16 protein-coding genes are annotated in these 17,328 nt (G+C 66.4%); 12 read left to right on the forward strand and 4 right to left on the reverse strand.

Features of this window, described 5'->3' with window-relative positions:
- Window positions 1-82: 82 nt before the first annotated feature.
- Together ACJ7Z0_RS10310 and ACJ7Z0_RS10315 are read right to left on the reverse strand one after the other, a co-directional pair.
- Window positions 83-454, reverse strand: a complete 372-nt coding sequence (locus ACJ7Z0_RS10310) for a hypothetical protein (RefSeq protein WP_434789785.1) — start codon at window positions 452-454, stop codon at window positions 83-85.
- Window positions 451-750 (reverse strand): hypothetical protein, encoded by a 300-nt coding sequence (locus ACJ7Z0_RS10315; protein ID WP_434789786.1) that lies wholly within the window; start codon window positions 748-750, stop codon window positions 451-453. The genes ACJ7Z0_RS10310 and ACJ7Z0_RS10315 overlap by 4 nt, the downstream gene beginning before the upstream one ends.
- An 84-nt stretch (window positions 751-834) precedes the next feature.
- Here ACJ7Z0_RS10315 and ACJ7Z0_RS10320 point away from each other — a divergent pair, with 84 nt between their 5' ends.
- The 6 genes from ACJ7Z0_RS10320 (at window position 835) to ACJ7Z0_RS10345 (ending at window position 7,010) form a co-directional block, all read left to right on the forward strand.
- On the forward strand, window positions 835-1,371 hold the full coding sequence (locus ACJ7Z0_RS10320) for a hypothetical protein (RefSeq protein WP_434789787.1): 537 nt from the start codon (window positions 835-837) through the stop codon (window positions 1,369-1,371).
- 253 nt (window positions 1,372-1,624) lie between these two features.
- Window positions 1,625-2,959, forward strand: coding sequence for a C4-dicarboxylate transporter DctA (locus ACJ7Z0_RS10325; protein WP_434789788.1), 1,335 nt, complete (start codon window positions 1,625-1,627; stop codon window positions 2,957-2,959).
- 5 nt (window positions 2,960-2,964) lie between these two features.
- Window positions 2,965-3,669, forward strand: a complete 705-nt coding sequence (locus ACJ7Z0_RS10330) for a GntR family transcriptional regulator (protein WP_369655047.1) — start codon at window positions 2,965-2,967, stop codon at window positions 3,667-3,669.
- A 128-nt stretch (window positions 3,670-3,797) separates the two neighbouring features.
- A complete protein-coding gene (locus tag ACJ7Z0_RS10335) occupies window positions 3,798-4,883 on the forward strand; it encodes an AI-2E family transporter (protein ID WP_434789789.1) in 1,086 nt (361 codons plus the stop codon).
- Window positions 4,884-5,057: 174 nt separating this feature from the next.
- The gene (locus ACJ7Z0_RS10340) at window positions 5,058-5,489 is read left to right on the forward strand and encodes a DUF2141 domain-containing protein (RefSeq protein ID WP_434789790.1); all 432 of its coding nucleotides are present in this window, start codon (window positions 5,058-5,060) and stop codon (window positions 5,487-5,489) included.
- 12 nt (window positions 5,490-5,501) lie between these two features.
- The gene (locus ACJ7Z0_RS10345; RefSeq protein ID WP_434789791.1) at window positions 5,502-7,010 is read left to right on the forward strand and encodes a carotenoid oxygenase family protein; all 1,509 of its coding nucleotides are present in this window, start codon (window positions 5,502-5,504) and stop codon (window positions 7,008-7,010) included.
- An 18-nt stretch (window positions 7,011-7,028) separates the two neighbouring features.
- Here ACJ7Z0_RS10345 and ACJ7Z0_RS10350 read toward each other — a convergent pair whose 3' ends face one another.
- Entirely contained in the window at window positions 7,029-7,931 is a 903-nt protein-coding gene (locus ACJ7Z0_RS10350; protein WP_434789792.1) for a LysR family transcriptional regulator, read from the reverse strand.
- A 111-nt stretch (window positions 7,932-8,042) separates the two neighbouring features.
- On the opposite strand from ACJ7Z0_RS10350, the gene gcl reads away from it, so the two are divergent.
- The 3 genes from gcl to ACJ7Z0_RS10365 are packed head-to-tail and all read left to right on the forward strand — an operon-like array spanning window position 8,043 to window position 11,584.
- Complete coding sequence (gene gcl, locus ACJ7Z0_RS10355; protein WP_434789793.1) at window positions 8,043-9,836, forward strand: glyoxylate carboligase; 1,794 nt, start codon at window positions 8,043-8,045, stop codon at window positions 9,834-9,836.
- 17 nt (window positions 9,837-9,853) lie between these two features.
- The gene (gene hyi, locus ACJ7Z0_RS10360; RefSeq protein WP_434789794.1) at window positions 9,854-10,639 is read left to right on the forward strand and encodes a hydroxypyruvate isomerase; all 786 of its coding nucleotides are present in this window, start codon (window positions 9,854-9,856) and stop codon (window positions 10,637-10,639) included.
- 36 nt (window positions 10,640-10,675) lie between these two features.
- Complete coding sequence (locus ACJ7Z0_RS10365) at window positions 10,676-11,584, forward strand: 2-hydroxy-3-oxopropionate reductase (protein WP_434789795.1); 909 nt, start codon at window positions 10,676-10,678, stop codon at window positions 11,582-11,584.
- 9 nt (window positions 11,585-11,593) lie between these two features.
- Here the strand turns inward: ACJ7Z0_RS10365 and ACJ7Z0_RS10370 are convergent, their stop codons facing one another.
- Window positions 11,594-12,931, reverse strand: coding sequence for an NAD(P)/FAD-dependent oxidoreductase (locus tag ACJ7Z0_RS10370; protein WP_434789796.1), 1,338 nt, complete (start codon window positions 12,929-12,931; stop codon window positions 11,594-11,596).
- 238 nt (window positions 12,932-13,169) lie between these two features.
- Here ACJ7Z0_RS10370 and ACJ7Z0_RS10375 point away from each other — a divergent pair, with 238 nt between their 5' ends.
- From ACJ7Z0_RS10375 to ACJ7Z0_RS10385, 3 genes are all read left to right on the forward strand, one after another.
- Window positions 13,170-15,473: an NADP-dependent malic enzyme gene (locus ACJ7Z0_RS10375; protein ID WP_434789797.1), complete on the forward strand. Its 2,304-nt coding sequence runs from the start codon at window positions 13,170-13,172 to the stop codon at window positions 15,471-15,473.
- A gap of 303 nt (window positions 15,474-15,776) precedes the next feature.
- Window positions 15,777-16,691 carry a dihydrodipicolinate synthase family protein gene (locus ACJ7Z0_RS10380; RefSeq protein WP_434789798.1) on the forward strand — a complete coding sequence of 305 codons (915 nt, stop codon included), beginning with the start codon at window positions 15,777-15,779 and terminating at the stop codon, window positions 16,689-16,691.
- Between the two features lie 21 nt (window positions 16,692-16,712).
- Complete coding sequence (locus ACJ7Z0_RS10385) at window positions 16,713-17,327, forward strand: TRAP transporter small permease (protein ID WP_434789799.1); 615 nt, start codon at window positions 16,713-16,715, stop codon at window positions 17,325-17,327.
- Window position 17,328 lies beyond the last annotated feature (1 nt).

Genomic DNA, 17,328 nt, shown 5'->3' on the forward strand with positions numbered 1-17,328 from the left:
GCTTTCGGTTAGGAGTGCAGACTTCAAAGGGCCCGTACGCAGTTCTGAACCTGCGTGCGGGCTTTCTGCCATCAGTGGCCTGTTAGTGCTTGGGGGTCTTCTCGTGCTCCTTTCCGGCCAAGTGCCCCACCGTCGCGGGCGGCTCACCGGGCTGCGGTTCTGTGGGTGACTCTGCAAACTGCGCCACTAGGTAGGCGGCAACATCTGCGGTCAGGAAATATTTGCCTCGCCGGTGCGGTGTGTCCATGCAGCGGATGGGCACATGCCCTCGCTCCATGCTTTTTTCCAGCGCAGCGACGGTCTTGAATCGCAGCACTTCGGCGAGCACTGGCGAATCCATCACCGGTCCGTAGCGCGACATGAGGAACGATTCGATGCGCTGCTGCGCAGGTGCGGCGGCACAGCCGTTCTGCGTCGGATCCGGCATCAAAACATCGGTCTGGTTCGAGGTCATCCCCCATGATCGTGCAGGGCCAAGAACCAGCGCAAGTAGGCCTCGAAGGCCTGATTTCCTTCGTGCAGTAGTACTGCGCGAAACCAAGAATTCCACAGCAGATCGTCAAAAAACAAGGTGCTTTCCACCTTGCTCCGAGGCCCGTCTGTGCAAATCTCCCCCGTGCGCAACTTCATCCGAAGCAGAGCGCCGAAGCCGCTCGAAGACCAAGTTCGACGGCCTTCTGACATGGCGAAATCTGGACGCTCTGATTCATTTTTGAATTTCTTTTCGGCGTCAAAGCAAAGATCGGTCATTTTTCTTGGTGTTGTAATTGCGCCTAATACAAGTGGGTCACGCCGCGTCGGTCCACGTCGATCTCTTGCTGACCGTTTTCATCCGTGCGCCCCTCTCACAGCCCTTTGCTATTGCCGCGCCTAGCGGCGATAGGCGAGCTTGCAACCCGCTTCATCACGGAGGTCGCCGGCAAGTCGAAACTGAACGCGACACAGTGGCTCATCGCGTTTCATCTCGACAAGGACGCATCCGAAGCTGAGCGCATCCCAATGAGCCCGAAGCGACTCGCATCGCTCATGATGTGTCCCCAAACGCGCATCGTCACGCAGCTCTCGACAATGCGACGCAAAGGATTGATCGAGCCTGTGAATCTCAAGCCCACGCAACCACGCCGGCCGCTTCGCGAAGGTCGCAGGTTCTACGCGCTCACATCTGCCGGGCTGAGGTTGATCAGAAAGAGTGTTGCCAACTCGGCTGCGGCCGATGAACTCTTTGCTACGCTGGTTCATTCCAAGGTAGGCTTGGAGATCAAGGCCTTGCACAAGAGGCTCGAGGACGCATCGGTGCGGGACTGTCTCGATTCGATTTCAGTCCTGGAGATCGCCCTGAGGGAACAGCGGATCAAGAAGGCTCGCCGGTAAATCCTGCCAGGTCATGGATGCTGCGGCACTTCCCGGCGCAGAACGCCTGCGGATCGCGCCGGGGGCGGGTGTGGCACAGCCCTCGGTTGGAGGCCTCCTGCGCCTGCAGTCCACCGGTTTGTTCCCCGGTCCAGCACTTTATTCCCCAGTCCACGACTTAATTCCCCGTAGGCAACATTGCTTGTATGCAAGACAAGGCCTGACTTGCATGCATGCAAACCCAGACAAGACAGACAGACAGACAGGAGACTCCATGCCTCGCTTTGCCAAATCCCTCTTCGGCCAGGTCGTCATCGCGCTGGTGCTCGGCGTGTTGGCCGGCCTCTTCGTGCCGGAATTCGCCGTCAAGCTCAAGCCGCTCGGCGACGGCTTCATCAAGCTGATCAAGATGATCATCCCGGTGCTGGTGTTCTGCGTGGTGGTGCACGGCATCGCGGGCGCGGGCGACCTGAAGCGCGTGGGCCGGGTCGGCGTGAAGGCGCTGATCTACTTCGAGGTGCTGACCACCATCGCGCTGGCGATGGGCCTGGTGCTGGCCTTCGTGTTCCAGCCTGGCGTGGGCATGAACGTGGATCCGGGCAAGCTCGACGCCAACGCCATGAGCGCCTATGCCTCGAACGCCGACAAGCTCACGAGCGGCGGCACGGTCGAGTTCCTGATGAAGCTGATCCCCACCACGGTGGTCAACGCCTTTGCCACCGGCGACGTGCTGCAGGTGCTGCTGTTCGCGGTGCTGTTCGGCTGCGCGCTGGCGCTGCTGGGCGATCGCGGCAAGCCGGTGGGCGTGGTGGTGGACGCGCTGTCGCTGGTGCTGTTCAAGATCATGGGCATCATCATCAAGCTGGCGCCGCTCGGCGTGCTGGGCGCCATTGCCTTCACCGTGGGCAAATACGGCATCGGCTCGCTCAAGCAGCTCGGCATGCTGGTCGCCCTCTTCTACGGCGCGGTGCTGGTCTTCGTGTTCGTGGTGCTCGGGCTGGTCATGCGCATGTCGGGCTTCAGCCTGTGGAAGCTGCTGCGCTACCTGCGCGAAGAGCTGGCCATCGTGTTCGCCACCACCTCGTCGGACAGCGTGCTGCCGCAGATCATGGCCAAGCTGCGCCGCATGGGCATCCGCGATTCAACCGTGGGCCTGGTGATTCCCACCGGCTACTCGTTCAACCTCGACGCGTTCTCGATCTACATCACGCTGGCGGCCGTGTTCATCGCGCAGGCCACCAACACGCCGATCTCGATGGCCGACCTGCTGACCATCCTGGCCATTGCGCTGGTCACTTCCAAGGGCGCGCACGGGGTGCCGGGCTCGGCCATCGTGGTGCTGGCGGCCACGCTGCACGCCATTCCGGCGATTCCCGCCATCGGGCTGGTGCTGGTGCTTTCGGTCGACTGGTTCATGGGCATCGCCCGCGCGCTGGGCAACCTGATCGGCAATTGCGTGGCCACTGTGGCCATCGCCGCCTGGGAAGGCGACATCGACCGCGAGCGCGCGCATGCGGTGCTCAACGGTACCGACTCGCCCGACGACGAGCCGCTGGCCGAGCCCGAGCTTCCGGCGGCGCCCTTGGGCGCGGGCATCGGCGGCCACTGAAGCCGATGAGCACCGACGTCACTCCCACCTCCATCGCGGAGCGCGTGGTCGAGGCCATCCTGGCGCAAAAGCTCGCACCCGGCGAGCGGCTTGGCGAACAGGCGCTGGCCGAGAACTTCGCGGTCAGCCGGACCATGGTGCGCGAAGCGCTCATGCAGCTGCAGGCGCGCGGCTTCGTCGAGGTGCAGTCGCGCCGCGGCTGGTACGTGGTGGAGCCCTCGGCCGAAGAAGCGCGCGATGCCTTCTCGGCGCGGCGCATCGTCGAGGCGGGCATCCTGGCCGAAAGCGAAGGCCGCCCGCTGCAAAAGGTGATCCGCAAGCTGCGCGACCACATTGCCGACGAGCGGCGCGCCATCGAGGCCGCCGACGCCGCCACCCGCGCCTTCCTGCTGGCGGACTTTCATGTCTGCCTGGCCGAGCAGATGGGGCACCAGTTGCTGGTCGACGTGCTGCGCGACCTGACGGCCCGCACCACGCTGGCCGCCACGCTCTACCAGTCGAAGCACGAAGCCGGGCAATCGTGTGCCGAGCATGGCGCCATCGTCGCCGCGCTGGAGGCCGGCGACACGGCCAGGGCGCGCACGCTGATGATCGAGCACATCGGCAATGTCGAACGCTCGCTCGAGGTGGAAACCGCGGCCGAGCCCGACGCTCCGGCCCGGCTGCGCGCCACCCTGGCGCCGGTGGCGCTGCCGCGCGCCCGGCGCTGAAGCCGCCGCGGCGGGCAGCGGGCGGCGGCGCCCGGCCCGCCAGCGGGGCGACAAGGACAAGGACAAGGACAAGTGCATGCCGGCCGACACGGGCGTGTGTTCCGGCTCGGCTACAGTCCGAATCACCTATGAACTCACCCCAACTCCAGCGCGGCGTGTTCCTCGCCCTGCTCGCCGTCGTCACCGTGGCCTTTCTCTGGGTGCTGATGCCGTTCTTCGGCGCAGTGCTGTGGGGCGTTGCGCTGGCGATCCTGTTCACGCCGCTCTACAAGCGGCTGCTCAAGAAAATGCCCGGCTGGCACAACGCCGCGGCGCTTTCCACGCTGACTATCTGCCTCTTCATCGTGATTCTTCCGCTGGCCATGGTCGGGGTGTCGCTGGTGCAGGAAATCGTGCAGGTCACGCAGAACATCCGGTCCGGGCAGATCAATTTCGCGGCCTACTTCCAGCAGATCCTCAATGCCTTGCCGCAATGGCTGGTGAGCATCTTCGACCGCTTAAACCTCGGCGACATGCAGGCCTGGCAGGACCGCATTTCCGCGGGCGCCGCGCAAGGCAGCCAGCTCATCGCAGGCCAGGCGCTCACCATCGGCCAGAACACTTTCGACTTCGTCATCAGCTTCTTCGTGATGCTGTACCTGCTGTATTTCCTGGTGCGCGACGGCACGGCGCTGTCCAAGATGATGCGCGAAGCAGTGCCGCTGGCCAAGCCGCACACGCACTACCTGCTCAACAAGTTCACGACCGTGATCCGCGCCACCATCAAGGGCAACGTGGCGGTGGCCATCGCGCAGGGCGCCATCGGCGGAATTGCGTTCTGGCTGCTGGGCGTGCAGGGCGCGCTGCTGTGGGCCGTGCTGATGGCCTTTCTCTCGCTGCTGCCGGCCGTGGGCGCGGCGCTCATCTGGGGCCCGGTGGCCATCTACTACCTGGCCACCGGCCATTTCTGGCAGGGCGGCATCCTGATCTTCATCGGTGTGTTCGTGATCGGGCTGGTCGATAACGTCCTTCGCCCGGTGCTGGTGGGCAAGGACACGCAGATGCCCGACTACATCGTGCTGATGTCGACCATCGGGGGCATGGCGATCTTCGGCATCAACGGCTTCGTGGTCGGGCCGGTGATCGCGGCGCTGTTCATGGCGGCGTGGAGCCTGTTCGTGGAGTCGGGCCAGCTCGAAACCAGCGCCGGCGACGACAAGAACAACAACAGCTGAAGCAAGCCCTTGAAGGCCGCCCAGGCGAGGCGGCCGCGGGCACCGAGGCGGGTGCGCCCCGCGCCTGCCGCGTGCATTTCGCGCGCGCGTTTTCGCATTCCGTCGCATGGCGCTGGCGAGCGCGTGCCGGCTGCGAGATCGTCGAGGCCTCCAACTTCCAGAAGAGGTCTGCCCGTGAACTTTCCACTGCCCCGACCGGATGCGCGCGCCCTGTGCGCCGCCGCACTCCTCTCCCCGCTGGCCGCGCTGGCGGCCGACCTGAGCCTGAACGTGGCCGACGGCCCGGCCGCCGAAGCCACGCTCTACGTGGCACTGTACAACGACGCCGCCAGCTACGCCGACAGCAAGGCCGTGGCCTCGCAGACCGCGCCGATGCTGGGCGGCAACGCCCGCCTCGTGTTCACGGGACTGGCGCCGGGGCGCTACGCGCTGCGGGCGTTCGCCGACGAGAACGGCAACGGCAAGCTCGACGCCAACCTCATGGGCATGCCGACCGAGCGCTACGGCTTCTCGAACGACGCGAAGGGCAACCGCGCCGCGCCCGCCTTCGAAGCCGCGGCGATCAGCGTCGAGGCCGACCTGCAGACCGTCATTCACCTGCGCTGAGGAGACGCCGCCATGGAACGACGCGAACTCCTGCGCCTGCTGGCTTCGGCCGGCGCCCTGCCCCTCTTGGCACCGCTGACTCCGCTGGCCCGCGCGGCCGGTACGGCCGACGACTGGCAAGCCCGTTTCGAAGCCGCCGCCACGCCCTGGAAGACCGGCTTCGCCACGCCCCCGGACGACCTGCCGCTGACCCGCGCCACGGTGCGCGGGCGCTTCCCCGATGCGGTGGCCGGCACGCTGTTTCGCATCGGCCCGGCCGGCCACGACCTGGGCGGCGAGCGCTACCACCACTGGTTCGACGGCGACGGCATGGTGCACCGCTTCGTGATCGACGGGGCCGACGTGCGGCACCAGGGGCGCTATGTCGCCACGCCCAAGCGCGTGGCCGAGGTGCGGGCCGGCCGCCGCCTGTTCGAGGCCTTCGGCACCATGCCGCCGGGCGTCGAGCCGCCGACCTCGGCCGACAGCATCAACGTCGCCAACACCAGCGTGCTACCGATGCAGGGCGAGGTGCTGGCGCTGTGGGAAGGCGGCTCGGCCACACGCGTCGACGCGCGCACGCTGGACACGCTGGGCGTGAAGACCTGGCGCGCCGACCTCGCGGGCATGCCGTTCTCGGCCCATCCCAAGGTCGACCCGGACGGCACGGTGTGGAATTTTGGCGTGAGTTCCGGCCAGGGCCTGCTGGCGCTGTACGAGATTGCGCCCGAAGGCACGCTGCGGCGCGCAACCGTGGTGCCGGTGGCCGACATGCCGATGATCCATGACTTCGCCGTGACCGAGCGGCACATGGTGTTCCTGATGCCGCCGCTGGTCTACGACGGCAAGCGCAAGGAGGCCGGCGCGAGCTTTCTCGATGCCCACGTCTGGCGGCCGGAACTCGGCATGCGCGCGCTGGTAGTCGACAAGCAGAACTGGGAACGGCGCCAGATGCTCGCGCTGCCGGCGGGCTTCCTGTTCCACGTCGGCAATGCCTGGGAAGAAGACACGCCGCGCGGCACGCTCGTCCACATCGACTACGTGCGATCGGACAACGCCGATTCGGTGTTCAGGACCAACCGCGAAGTGATGCGCGCGCGCCGCGTGAAGAGCACGGACCCGCGGCTGACCGTCGCCACGCTGAACCTCGGCACCGGCCAGGCCACGCAGCAGGCGCTGCCGCTGGAGGCCGAGTTTCCGCGCATCGATCCGCGCCGCGTCGGCCTGCGCCATCGCCAGGTGGTGCATGCCACACAGACGCGCCTCGACGTGCCGGGCTTCGGCGCGATCGCGCGAACCGATGTCGAAACCGGCCGCAGCCAGCGCTTCAGCTACGGCACCCGGGCCATGGTGGAAGAGCATGTCTTCGTGCCGGACGGCACCAGGCCGGGCTGGGTGCTGGGCACGGTGCTCGATTTCGGCCGGCAGAAGACGGTGCTGTCGTGCTTCGCGGCCGACCACCTGGCGGCGGGTCCGGTGGCGCAGGCCACGCTGCCCTACGCACTGCCGCTGGGCCTGCACGGCGCCTTCGTGCCGGCCTGAAGCGCATCGCGAGCGCGTTCAGGCCGCCCACCACCCTTCGGCAAACCGCCCCTGCAGGAAGGCCACGAAACCCGACACCTTGCCCGGCACCAGCTTGGGCGAGGGAAAGACGGCGTGGATTTCCTGCTCGGGCAGCTTATGGTCGCCGAGCACTTCGACCACCTTGCCCGAAGCCAGCGACTCGCTCGCCACGTAGCGCGGCATGAGCGCAATGCCCAGGCCGTCGCGCGCCGCGGCCAACACGGCGGAAAGGTTGTTGGAGCGAAAGCGGCCCGAGACGGGCACCGTCACCGCATCGCCCTTGGGCGTGTGCATGCGCCAGAACTCGTCGCCCACCACGCTGCTGTAGATGAGCGCCACGTGCGCGCTCAGGTCCTGCGCGCGTTTGGGCGTGCCGTGCTTCTTCAGGTAGCCGGGCGCCGCGACCATGGCCCAGGGGTTGGTGCCGAGATAGCGCGCGCCCAGCGATGAATCGGCCAGCTTGCCCATGCGGATGGCCACGTCGATGCCCTGCGCGATGAGGTCGACATAGCGGTCCTCGAAGCTCAGGTCGAGCTGCACTTGCGGATGCCGGCGCATGTACTCGAGCGCCAGCGGCACCACCACGCGGCGGCCAAAGGCCACCGAGGTGCCGATGCGCAGCAGCCCCTGCGCCTGGTTCTGGCGCAGCTGCACGATGCTCTCGGCCTCCTCGGCCTCGCGCACGATGTTCTTGCACTTCTCGTAGTAGAGCGCACCCGGCTCGGTGAGGCTCACGCCGCGCGTGTTGCGGTTGAGCAGCCGCACCTTCAGGCGCGCCTCGGTGGCCGCGACCTGCTTGGTCACGGTGGGCTGCGTGGTGTGGAACTCGAGCGCCGCCTTCGAGAAGCTGCCGGTCTCGACCACGCGCACGAACATTTCCATTGCCAACAATCTGTCCATGGCCGGATCGTAATCACTTATTCCAATCCGGAATAGGCTTTATGGTCCGCAGCCGTCTTCTTCGAATGGCCTCCGCTTCCTACAGTGGACCTCACTCAAGGAGACAGTCCCATGGCAAAAATGAAAGCGGTCCAGGCCGCCGTGCTGGTGATGGAAAAAGAAGGCGTGACGCAGGCCTTCGGCGTGCCCGGTGCCGCCATCAACCCGATGTATTCGGCTCTGCGCCAGCGCGGCAGCATCGGCCACATCCTCGCGCGCCACGTCGAGGGCGCCTCGCACATGGCCGAGGGCTACACGCGTGCGGTGGCCGGCAACATCGGCGTGTGCATCGGCACCTCGGGGCCCGCGGGCACCGACATGATCACGGGGCTCTATTCGGCCTGGGCCGATTCGATTCCCATCCTCTGCATCACGGGCCAGGCGCCGCGCGCACGGCTCTACAAGGAAGACTTCCAGGCGGTCGACATCGAGTCGATCTCCAAGCCGGTCACCAAGTGGTCGGTCACGGTGCGGGAACCCGGCCAGGTGCCGCAGGTGTTCCAGCAGGCTTTCCACCTGATGCGCTCGGGCCGCCCGGGCCCGGTGCTGATCGACCTTCCCTTCGACGTGCAGATGGCCGAGATCGAATTCGACATCGACAGCTACGAGCCGCTCACCCCCTACAAGCCGGCCGCCACGCGGGCCCAGATCGAGAAGGCGATTGCCATGCTCAACGCGGCCGAGCGCCCGCTGATCGTGGCCGGCGGCGGCGTCATCAACGCCGATGCGTCCGACCTGCTCGTGCGCTTTGCCGAAGCCACCGGCGTGCCGGTGATCCCCACGCTGATGGGCTGGGGTTCGATCCCCGACGACCATCCGCTGATGGCCGGCATGTGCGGCCTGCAGACCAGCCACCGCTACGGCAACGCGACGATGCTGGCGAGCGACTTCGTGCTCGGCATCGGCAACCGCTGGGCCAACCGGCACACGGGCTCGGTGGACGTCTACACCAAGGGCCGCACCTTCGTGCACGTGGACATCGAGCCCACGCAGATCGGCCGCGTGTTCACGCCCGACTTCGGCATCGTGTCGGACGCCAAGGTCGCGCTCACGCTCTTCGTCCAGATCGCCGAGGAGATGAAGGCCGCGGGCAAGCTCACCGACCGCCGCACCTGGGCCAAGTCGTGCATCGAGCGCAAGAAGACCATGCTGCGCAAGACCAACTTCGACAGCGTGCCGATGAAGCCGCAGCGCGTGTACCAGTGCATGAACAACAACTTCAGCAACGACACCTGCTACGTGAGCACCATCGGGCTCTCGCAGATCGCGGCCGCGCAGTTCCTGCACGTGTACAACCCGCGCCACTGGATCAACTGCGGCCAGGCCGGCCCGCTGGGCTGGACCATTCCGGCCGCACTGGGCGTGCGGGCCGCCGATCCGTCGCGCAAGATCGTCGCGCTCTCGGGCGACTACGACTTCCAGTTCATGATCGAAGAGCTGGCCGTGGGCGCGCAGTTCAAGCTGCCGTACATCCACATCGTGGTCAACAACTCCTACCTCGGGCTCATCCGCCAGGCGCAGCGCGGTTTCGAGATGGACTATTGCGTGCAGCTCGCGTTCGACAACATCAATGCGGGGCCCGACGCCGGCATCGAGAGCAGCTACGGCGTGGACCACCTCAAGGTGGTGGAAGGCCTGGGCTGCAAGGCGATCCGGGTGAACAAGCAGGAAGAGATTGCGCCGGCCATCCAGCGCGCCGAGGCATTGATGGCCGAGTTCAGCGTGCCGGTGGTGATCGAGGTGATGCTGGAGCGCGTGACCAACATCGCGATGGGCACCGAGATCGACAACATCACCGAGTTCGAGCCCCTGGCCGAGCACCCGGCCGATGCGCCGACCGCGGTGGCGGCCGAGATGCTGGACTGAGCACGGAGACACGCACCATGCCCAAGTTTGCAGCCAACCTCACGATGCTCTTCACCGAGCTGCCGTTCATGCAACGCTTCGAGGCCGCCGCCAAGGCCGGTTTCGAGGCGGTGGAATACCTGTTCCCCTACCCCTTCGAGAAGAAGGAACTCGCCGCGGCCCTGCGCGCCAACGGCCTGCAGCAGGTGCTGCACAACCTGCCGGCCGGCGACTGGGACAAGGGCGAGCGCGGCATCGCCTGCCATCCGGACCGCACCGGCGAGTTCCACGAAGGCATCGCGATGGCCATCGACTACGCCACCGCGCTGGGCTGCCCGCAGCTCAACTGCCTGGTCGGCAAGGTGCCGGCCGGCGTGGGCACCGAGGCCGCGCACAAGACGGTGGTCGAGAACCTGCGCCTGGCCGCCAGTGAACTCGAAGCGGCCGGCCTGCGGCTCTTGATCGAGCCGATCAACACCTTCGACATTCCGGGCTTCTTCCTCACGCGTACCGACCAGGCACTGGCGCTGATCGACGAGGTGGGGTCTTCCAACCTGCGGGTGCAGTACGACATCTATCACGCGCAGCGCATGGAAGGCGAGCTCGGCAACACGCTGTCGAAGAACCTCGCGCGCATCGGCCACATCCAACTGGCCGACAACCCCGGGCGCGGGGAACCGGGCACGGGCGAGATCAACTACCCGTGGCTCTTCAGGCACATCGATTCGATCGGCTACGACGGCTGGATCGGCTGCGAATACAAGCCGCGCAGCGACACCGTCGACGGTCTGGGTTGGCGGCAGGCCCTGACGCAGCAGAAGTGAACGAAGAAGACAACAGCATCCAAGGAAACTGAAGACATGTCGCAATCGCAAAAAATCGGATTCATCGGCCTCGGCATCATGGGCGCGCCCATGGCGGGCCACCTGCTCGACGCGGGGCACCAGCTTTTCGTGAATACCCAGGGCAACACGCCCGAGCCCTTCATCTCGAAGGCGACCATCTGCGCCTCGGCGGCCGAGGTGGCACGCCAGGCCGACATCATCTTCATCATGGTGCCGGACACGCCCGACGTGGAAAAGGTGCTGTTCGGCGAGCCGGGCACGCAGGGCGTGGCCGAAGGCCTGAAGGACTCGCGCGGCAAGATCGTGGTCGACTGCAGCTCCATCGATCCGATTGCCACCAAGGGTTTTGCCAAGCGCATCATCGCGCTCGGCTGCGGCTACATCGACGCGCCGGTCTCGGGCGGCGAAGTGGGCGCCAAGGCCGCGAGCCTCACCATCATGTGCGGCGGCGACGAAGGAACCTTCGGCCAGGTGCGGCCGCTGCTCGAGAGGATGGGCAAGAATGTCACGCTGGTCGGCAACGTGGGCGACGGCCAGGTCTGCAAGGTGGCCAACCAGATCATCGTGGCGCTGAACATCGCGGCGGTGGGCGAGGCGCTGCTGTTCGCCTCCAAGGCGGGCGCCGATCCGGCCAAGGTGCGCCAGGCGCTGATGGGCGGTTTCGCGAGTTCGCGCATCCTCGAGGTGCACGGCGAGCGCATGATCAAGCGCACCTTCGCGCCGGGCTTCCGCATCTCGCTGCACCAGAAGGACCTGAACCTGGCGCTGCAGAGCGCCCGGGCGCTGGGCGTGGCCCTGCCGCAGACGGCCGGCGCGGCGCAGCTCATGAACGCCTGCGCGGCGCTGGGCCATGGCCAGCAGGACCATTCCGCGCTGGTGCGCGCGCTCGAAGCGCTCGCCCAGCACACCGTCGCGCCAGACTGAGCCTCCGGCTCAGGTCTTTGCCGCCTCCAGGGACTCTTTGAGGTTGCGTCGGCGCCACGCCCAGGTCTTCACGGCCTGCGGCAGGATGCCGAGGCACGAGGCGTAGTAGGTCACCTTGAAGCCCCAGAAGCGCGGGCCGATGGGCGTGTTGCGGAACAGGTCGCCGGCCAGGATGGACAAGAGCGCCTCCTGCATGCGCCAGATGTTGCGCGGCGCCATGAACAGCCGGCGGATGGCCGGCGAGGTGATGCGGTAGATGAACCACGAGAACATCTTCGGTCCGTGCTTCATCACCTTCTCGTAGTGGCGGAAGGCGCGCTCGGCCTCCTTCGCCTCGCCCTTGAGCCAGTGGTCGGCCGCCGTGGCCGCCTCGAAGCCGCTGTTCATCGCCAGGTACACGCCCGACGAAAACATCGGGTCGACGAAGGCATAGGCGTCGCCCACCATCATGAAGCGGTCGCCGCGGCAGAACTTGCTGTCGTAGGCGTAGTTGCCGGTGGAGGTGGCGCCTTCCATCAGCGTGGCGTTCTTCAGGCGTTCGGCCAGCTTGGGCGCGAGCGCAATGGTTTCCATCAAGAACTCTTCGAGCGAGCCCTTGCGGCGCTTGAAGTAGGCCGGCGAGGCCACCGCGCCGACGCTCACGGTGCCGTCCTTCAGCGGGATGTACCAGAACCAGCCGTGGTCGAACCAGAACAGCGTGATGTTGCCCTCGAAGCGGCCGGGCCTGCGCTCGGCATTGGCAAAGTGGCCATAGAGCGCCGCGCTCGCATGCTTGCGGTTGCGCTGCTTGGCATCGAACTGGTTCGACAGCAGCGTGTCGCGCCCGCTCGCGTCGATCACGAAGCGCGGGCGCCAGCTGGTTTCGGTGCCGTCGTCGGCCTTCACCTTCACCAGCGGGCGGTTGTGGGGGCTGCCCTTGCCGGCGTCCATGTCGACGCCGGTGACGCGCTGTCCCTCGAAAGTGCGCGCGCCGCGCTTGCCGGCATGGCGGAACAGCAGTTCGTCGAATTCCGAGCGGCGCACGTGCACGGCGTACGGAAAGCTCTTGTCCATCGCCTCGGCGAAGTGAAAGTGGCTGCTGTGGTCGTGCCAGGGCGAGACAAACTCCGCACCGTGCTTGCGCAGGCCGATGGCCTCGACCTCGGTGCGGACGCCCAGCCGGTCGAACAGCGGCATGTTCATGGGCAAGAGCGACTCGCCGATGTGAAAGCGCGGGTGCTGCGCCTTCTCGATCAGCACCACGTCGTGCCCCTTGTCCGCCAGCAGCGCGGCCACGGTGGAGCCCGAAGGCCCGCCGCCGATGACCACGACGTCGGGGTCGGTGGTGGTGAAAGCTCCGGGTGTCATGCGCTACCCCTCCGTTGTCTTTGTGTGTTTGGGTTGACGATGGCCGGCCCGCTGGCTGCGGAGCCTTGCATTGCCTTGTTTAACCTTGGTTCACCTTGGTTAACACTTTCGGAGTTTAGCGAACCGGCGTGGCGTTCCATCCAAGCTATGGATTCAGGCGCTTTCGGCATTCCCCCTCTCTGAGCAGGCCCCGCTTTTGCGGTAGCCTCATTGCCCGTCAGAAACAAGGAGACTTTTCATGGCTGCACCTCTCTCGCCCGCAGAAGAAGCTCTTCGCGAAGCAGCGCGCGAATACCACCGCTCGCCCGTCAAGGGCAAGATCTCGATCACGCCGACCAAGCCCTTGCTGAACCAGCGCGACCTGTCGCTGGCCTATTCGCCGGGCGTGGCCTACCCCTGCCTGGACATCGCGGCCGATCCGTCGCTGGCCGCCGACTTCACCGCCCGCGGCAACCTGGTGGGCGTGGTCACCAACGGCACGGCGGTGCTGGGCCTGGGCAACATCGGCCCGCTGGCCGCCAAGCCGGTGATGGAAGGCAAGGGCTGCCTGTTCAAGAAATTTGCCGGCATCGACGTGTTCGACATCGAACTGGCCGAAAACGACCCCGACAAGCTGGTCGACATCATCGCGGCGCTGGAGCCCACGCTGGGCGGCATCAACCTCGAGGACATCAAGGCGCCCGAGTGCTTCTACATCGAGAAGAAGCTGCGCGAGCGCATGAACATCCCGGTGTTCCACGACGACCAGCACGGCACGGCCATCATCTCGGCCGCGGCGCTCATCAACGGCCTGGAACTGGTCGGCAAGAAGATCGATGAGGTGAAAGTCGCCGTCTCGGGCGCCGGCGCGGCCGCCATTGCCTGCCTGGACGTGATGGTGGGCCTGGGCGTCAAGCCCGCCAACATCTACGCCTGCGACTCCAAGGGCCTGATCTACATGGGCCGCGCGGGCGGCTTCGACGAATCCAAGGCGCGCTACGCCCAGAAAGACACCGGCGCCCGCACCCTGGCCGACGTGGTCAAGGACGCCGATGTGTTCCTGGGCTGCTCCGCGCCCGGCGTGATGAGCGCCGACATGGTGAAAACCATGGCCGGCCAGCCGATCATCCTGGCGCTGGCCAACCCCGAGCCTGAAATCCGCCCCGAGCTCGCCAAGGCCGTGCGGCCCGACTGCATCATTGCCACCGGCCGTTCGGACTACCCGAACCAGGTCAACAACGTGCTGTGCTTCCCGTACATCTTCCGCGGGGCGCTCGACTGCGGCGCCAGCAAGATCACGGAAGAAATGAAGCTGGCCTGCGTGCGCGAGATCGCCGAGCTCACCAAGGCCGACATCAGCGAAGAGGTGGCCACGGCCTATGCGGGCCAGGAGCTGTCCTTCGGGCCCGACTACATCATTCCCAAGCCCTTCGATTCGCGGCTCATCCTGCGCATCGCGCCGGCCGTGGCCAAGGCCGCCGCCGCCTCCGGCGTGGCCGCACGGCCCATCGAGGACATGGATGCCTACCGCCAGCACCTGACGCGCTTCGTCTACCAGACCAGCATGTTCATGCGGCCGGTGTTCGGCGCCGCCAAGATCGCCGCCTCCAAGCGCGTGGCCTACGCCGAGGGCGAGGACGAGCGCGTGCTGCGCGCCGCGCAATGGGCCATCGACGAGGGCCTGGCCCAGCCCATCCTGGTGGGACGCCCCGCCGTGATCGAGGCACGCATCCAGAAGGCGGGGCTGCACATCCGCGCGGGCACCGACTTCGAGATCGTCAACCCCGAGGACGATCCGCGCTTTCGCATCTACTGGGAGAGCTTCCACAAGATCATGGGCCGCCGCGGCGTGACGCCGGAGGCCGCCAAGACCATGGTGCGCCGCTCCAACACCACCATCGCGGCGCTGATGATGCACCTGGGCGATGCCGACGCCATGATCTGCGGCCTGGTCGGGCGCTTCGACGTGCACCTGGAGCACATCCGCAACCTCATCGGCCTGAAGCGCGGCGCGCCGGGCTTTGCCACGCTGAACGCGCTCACGCTCGAAAAGCGCACGGTCTTCATCACCGACACCAACGTGAACGAAGACCCGAGCGCCGAGCTGCTGGCGAGCATTGCGCTGATGGCGGCCGAAGAGGTGCGCCGCTTCGGCCTGCCGCCGAAGGTGGCTTTTCTCTCGCACTCGAACTACGGCACCTCGAGCCGCGGCTCGGCGCGCAAGATGCGGATGGCGCGCGACCTGTTCGCGCAGATGGCGCCCGACATCGAATGCGACGGCGAAATGCACGGCGATGCGGCGCTGTCGGAAGAAGTGCGCCGCACCGCGCTGCCCGAAAGCACCCTCACGGGCGAGGCCAACCTGCTGGTGTGCCCGAACCTCGACTCGGCCCACATCCTCTACAACGTGCTGAAGATGACCGGTGCCAACGGCATCACGGTCGGCCCCATCCTGCTGGGCGCCGCGGGCTCGGCGCACGTGCTCACGCCGTCGTCGACGGTGCGGCGCGTGGTCAACATGACGGCGCTGGCTGTGGCAAATGCGACCACGGCGCTGAAGTAGGCGCTCCCCGCTTTCTTCTCTTCGCCCGAACGCCCCGCTGCGCAACGCAGCGGGGCGTTTTTCATTGCGGGCCGATCAGGTGCACGCCGTGCCTCGATGCGGCGCCCGCACGCGCCAGAAGGGCGCGCCGGGAGCGCCGCAGCCGCCGCTGAAGCCGTTTTCCGCCTGTCCATCATTTTTTGGGCTGGCATGCAATCTGCTAATACCCTGAGCAGATATTTTAAATATCTTATTAATATATTTACAGAAGCAACGACCCCCTTTGGGCTCTCCATCCACCCTCTCCGATTCCGGAAGCAACCCATGACCCATCCCCGCTGGCAAGGCATCTTCCCCGCCATCACCACCAAGTTCCACGCCGACGAAAGCATCGATGCCGAGGGCACCGCGCGCCACATCGACTTCCAGATCCGCAACGGCATCCACGGCCTGGTGACCTGCGGCTCGCTGGGCGAGGCGAGCACGCTGACGCTGGAGGAAAAGCTCCAGGTGGCCCAGATCGCGCTGGAAGCGGCCGACGGCCGCATCCCGGTGCTGGCGAATGTGTCGGAAACCAGCACCCGCGAAGCGCTGCGCTATGTGGACGGGGCCAACAAGCTGGGGGTGGCGGGCTTCATGGTGATGCCCTCGGTGATCTACGTGGCCGATGCGCGCGAGGCTATGCTGAATGTGCGCACCATCGCCCATGCGGCCCAGAAGCCGGTCATGGTCTACAACAACCCGGTGGCCTACCGGGTGGACCTGAAGCCCGAGCACATGCTGGAGCTGGCGGACTGCGAATGGATCGCGGCGATCAAGGAGAGCACGGGCGACATCCGCCGCATCACGGACCTGCGCAACACGGTGGGGACCCGCTACCAGCTGTTCCTGGGGGTGGACGACCTGGCGTACGAAGGGCTGGCGCTGGGCGCGGATGGCCTGTTGGCCGGGGTGGGCTGCGCGTTCCCGCGGGAAACCGTGGCGCTGTACGACCTGATGAAGGCGGGCCAGTTCGCCGAGGCGCTGGCGCTGTACCAGTGGATGACGCCGATGCTGCACCTGGATGTATCGAACAAGCTGGTGCAGAACCTGAAGCTGATCGACGTGCTGGTGGGCGTGGGCAGCGAGCACATGCGCCGCCCGCGGCTGCCGCTGGTGGGCGAGGAGCGCGCGGCCGTGCAGGCGATCGTGAAGAAGGCGCTGGCCACGCGGCCTGTGCAGTACCAGTCGGTTGCCTGAAGGCGCGATTCTCTTCTCACCATGGAAGAACACACCTTGGAACGCGGGGGCTTCTCCCGCCGCGTGCTCGACGCGTCGGACTTCGTCCTTGGCTGCGAGCGCCGCCTTCTCTCGGGCCTGATGGGCCTGCTCATCGTGCTGGTGCTGCTGAACGTGGTCACGCGCTACGGCGGCGTGCCGCTCTACTGGGTCGACGAGGCCTCGGTGTACTGCGTGGTGTGGCTCACCTTCATCGGCGCCTCTGCGATGACACGGCTGCGGCTCGACTTTGCGGTGACGCTGCTCACCGACAAGCTGGGCGAAAAAGCCGCGCGCATCGCCAAGGCCGGCGCCTCCGGCGGCGTGCTGCTGCTGGGCCTTGCGCTGCTGGCGATGTGCTGGCTCTACATGGACCCGGTGGGCATCGTGCGCTGGGGCTTCGATGCCAAGGAATACGCCGCCGAGTCATTCAACTTTCTCTATACCGAGCGCACGCAGACGCTGAACTGGCCGACCTGGGCCATCCAGCTCATCCTGCCGATTTTTTCGGCCACGCTCAGCCTGCATGCGCTGGCCAATCTCGTCGAAGACCTGGGCCTGCAGCCCCGGCGCACGCACACCGAGTTCCACGTGACCAACGCAGACGCGGTGAACTGAC

It is taken from the genome of Variovorax palleresanus (genome assembly GCF_051144945.1).
Classification (GTDB): Bacteria; Pseudomonadota; Gammaproteobacteria; order Burkholderiales; family Burkholderiaceae_C; genus Variovorax; species Variovorax paradoxus_S.

What these genes read in the sequence shown, in the direction of transcription:
- hyi (WP_434789794.1), top strand. Translation starts at nt 9,854, where the DNA reads ATGCCCAAGTTTGCAGCCAACCTCACGATGCTCTTCACCGAGCTGCCG.
- ACJ7Z0_RS10335 (WP_434789789.1), top strand. Translation starts at nt 3,798, where the DNA reads ATGAACTCACCCCAACTCCAGCGCGGCGTGTTCCTCGCCCTGCTCGCC.
- ACJ7Z0_RS10330 (WP_369655047.1), top strand. Translation starts at nt 2,965, where the DNA reads ATGAGCACCGACGTCACTCCCACCTCCATCGCGGAGCGCGTGGTCGAG.
- ACJ7Z0_RS10365 (WP_434789795.1), top strand. Translation starts at nt 10,676, where the DNA reads ATGTCGCAATCGCAAAAAATCGGATTCATCGGCCTCGGCATCATGGGC.
- ACJ7Z0_RS10375 (WP_434789797.1), top strand. Translation starts at nt 13,170, where the DNA reads ATGGCTGCACCTCTCTCGCCCGCAGAAGAAGCTCTTCGCGAAGCAGCG.
- ACJ7Z0_RS10370 (WP_434789796.1), bottom strand. Translation starts at nt 12,931, where the DNA reads ATGACACCCGGAGCTTTCACCACCACCGACCCCGACGTCGTGGTCATC.
- ACJ7Z0_RS10350 (WP_434789792.1), bottom strand. Translation starts at nt 7,931, where the DNA reads ATGGACAGATTGTTGGCAATGGAAATGTTCGTGCGCGTGGTCGAGACC.
- ACJ7Z0_RS10310 (WP_434789785.1), bottom strand. Translation starts at nt 454, where the DNA reads ATGACCTCGAACCAGACCGATGTTTTGATGCCGGATCCGACGCAGAAC.
- ACJ7Z0_RS10380 (WP_434789798.1), top strand. Translation starts at nt 15,777, where the DNA reads ATGACCCATCCCCGCTGGCAAGGCATCTTCCCCGCCATCACCACCAAG.
- ACJ7Z0_RS10315 (WP_434789786.1), bottom strand. Translation starts at nt 750, where the DNA reads ATGACCGATCTTTGCTTTGACGCCGAAAAGAAATTCAAAAATGAATCA.
- ACJ7Z0_RS10345 (WP_434789791.1), top strand. Translation starts at nt 5,502, where the DNA reads ATGGAACGACGCGAACTCCTGCGCCTGCTGGCTTCGGCCGGCGCCCTG.
- ACJ7Z0_RS10325 (WP_434789788.1), top strand. Translation starts at nt 1,625, where the DNA reads ATGCCTCGCTTTGCCAAATCCCTCTTCGGCCAGGTCGTCATCGCGCTG.
- ACJ7Z0_RS10385 (WP_434789799.1), top strand. Translation starts at nt 16,713, where the DNA reads ATGGAAGAACACACCTTGGAACGCGGGGGCTTCTCCCGCCGCGTGCTC.
- gcl (WP_434789793.1), top strand. Translation starts at nt 8,043, where the DNA reads ATGGCAAAAATGAAAGCGGTCCAGGCCGCCGTGCTGGTGATGGAAAAA.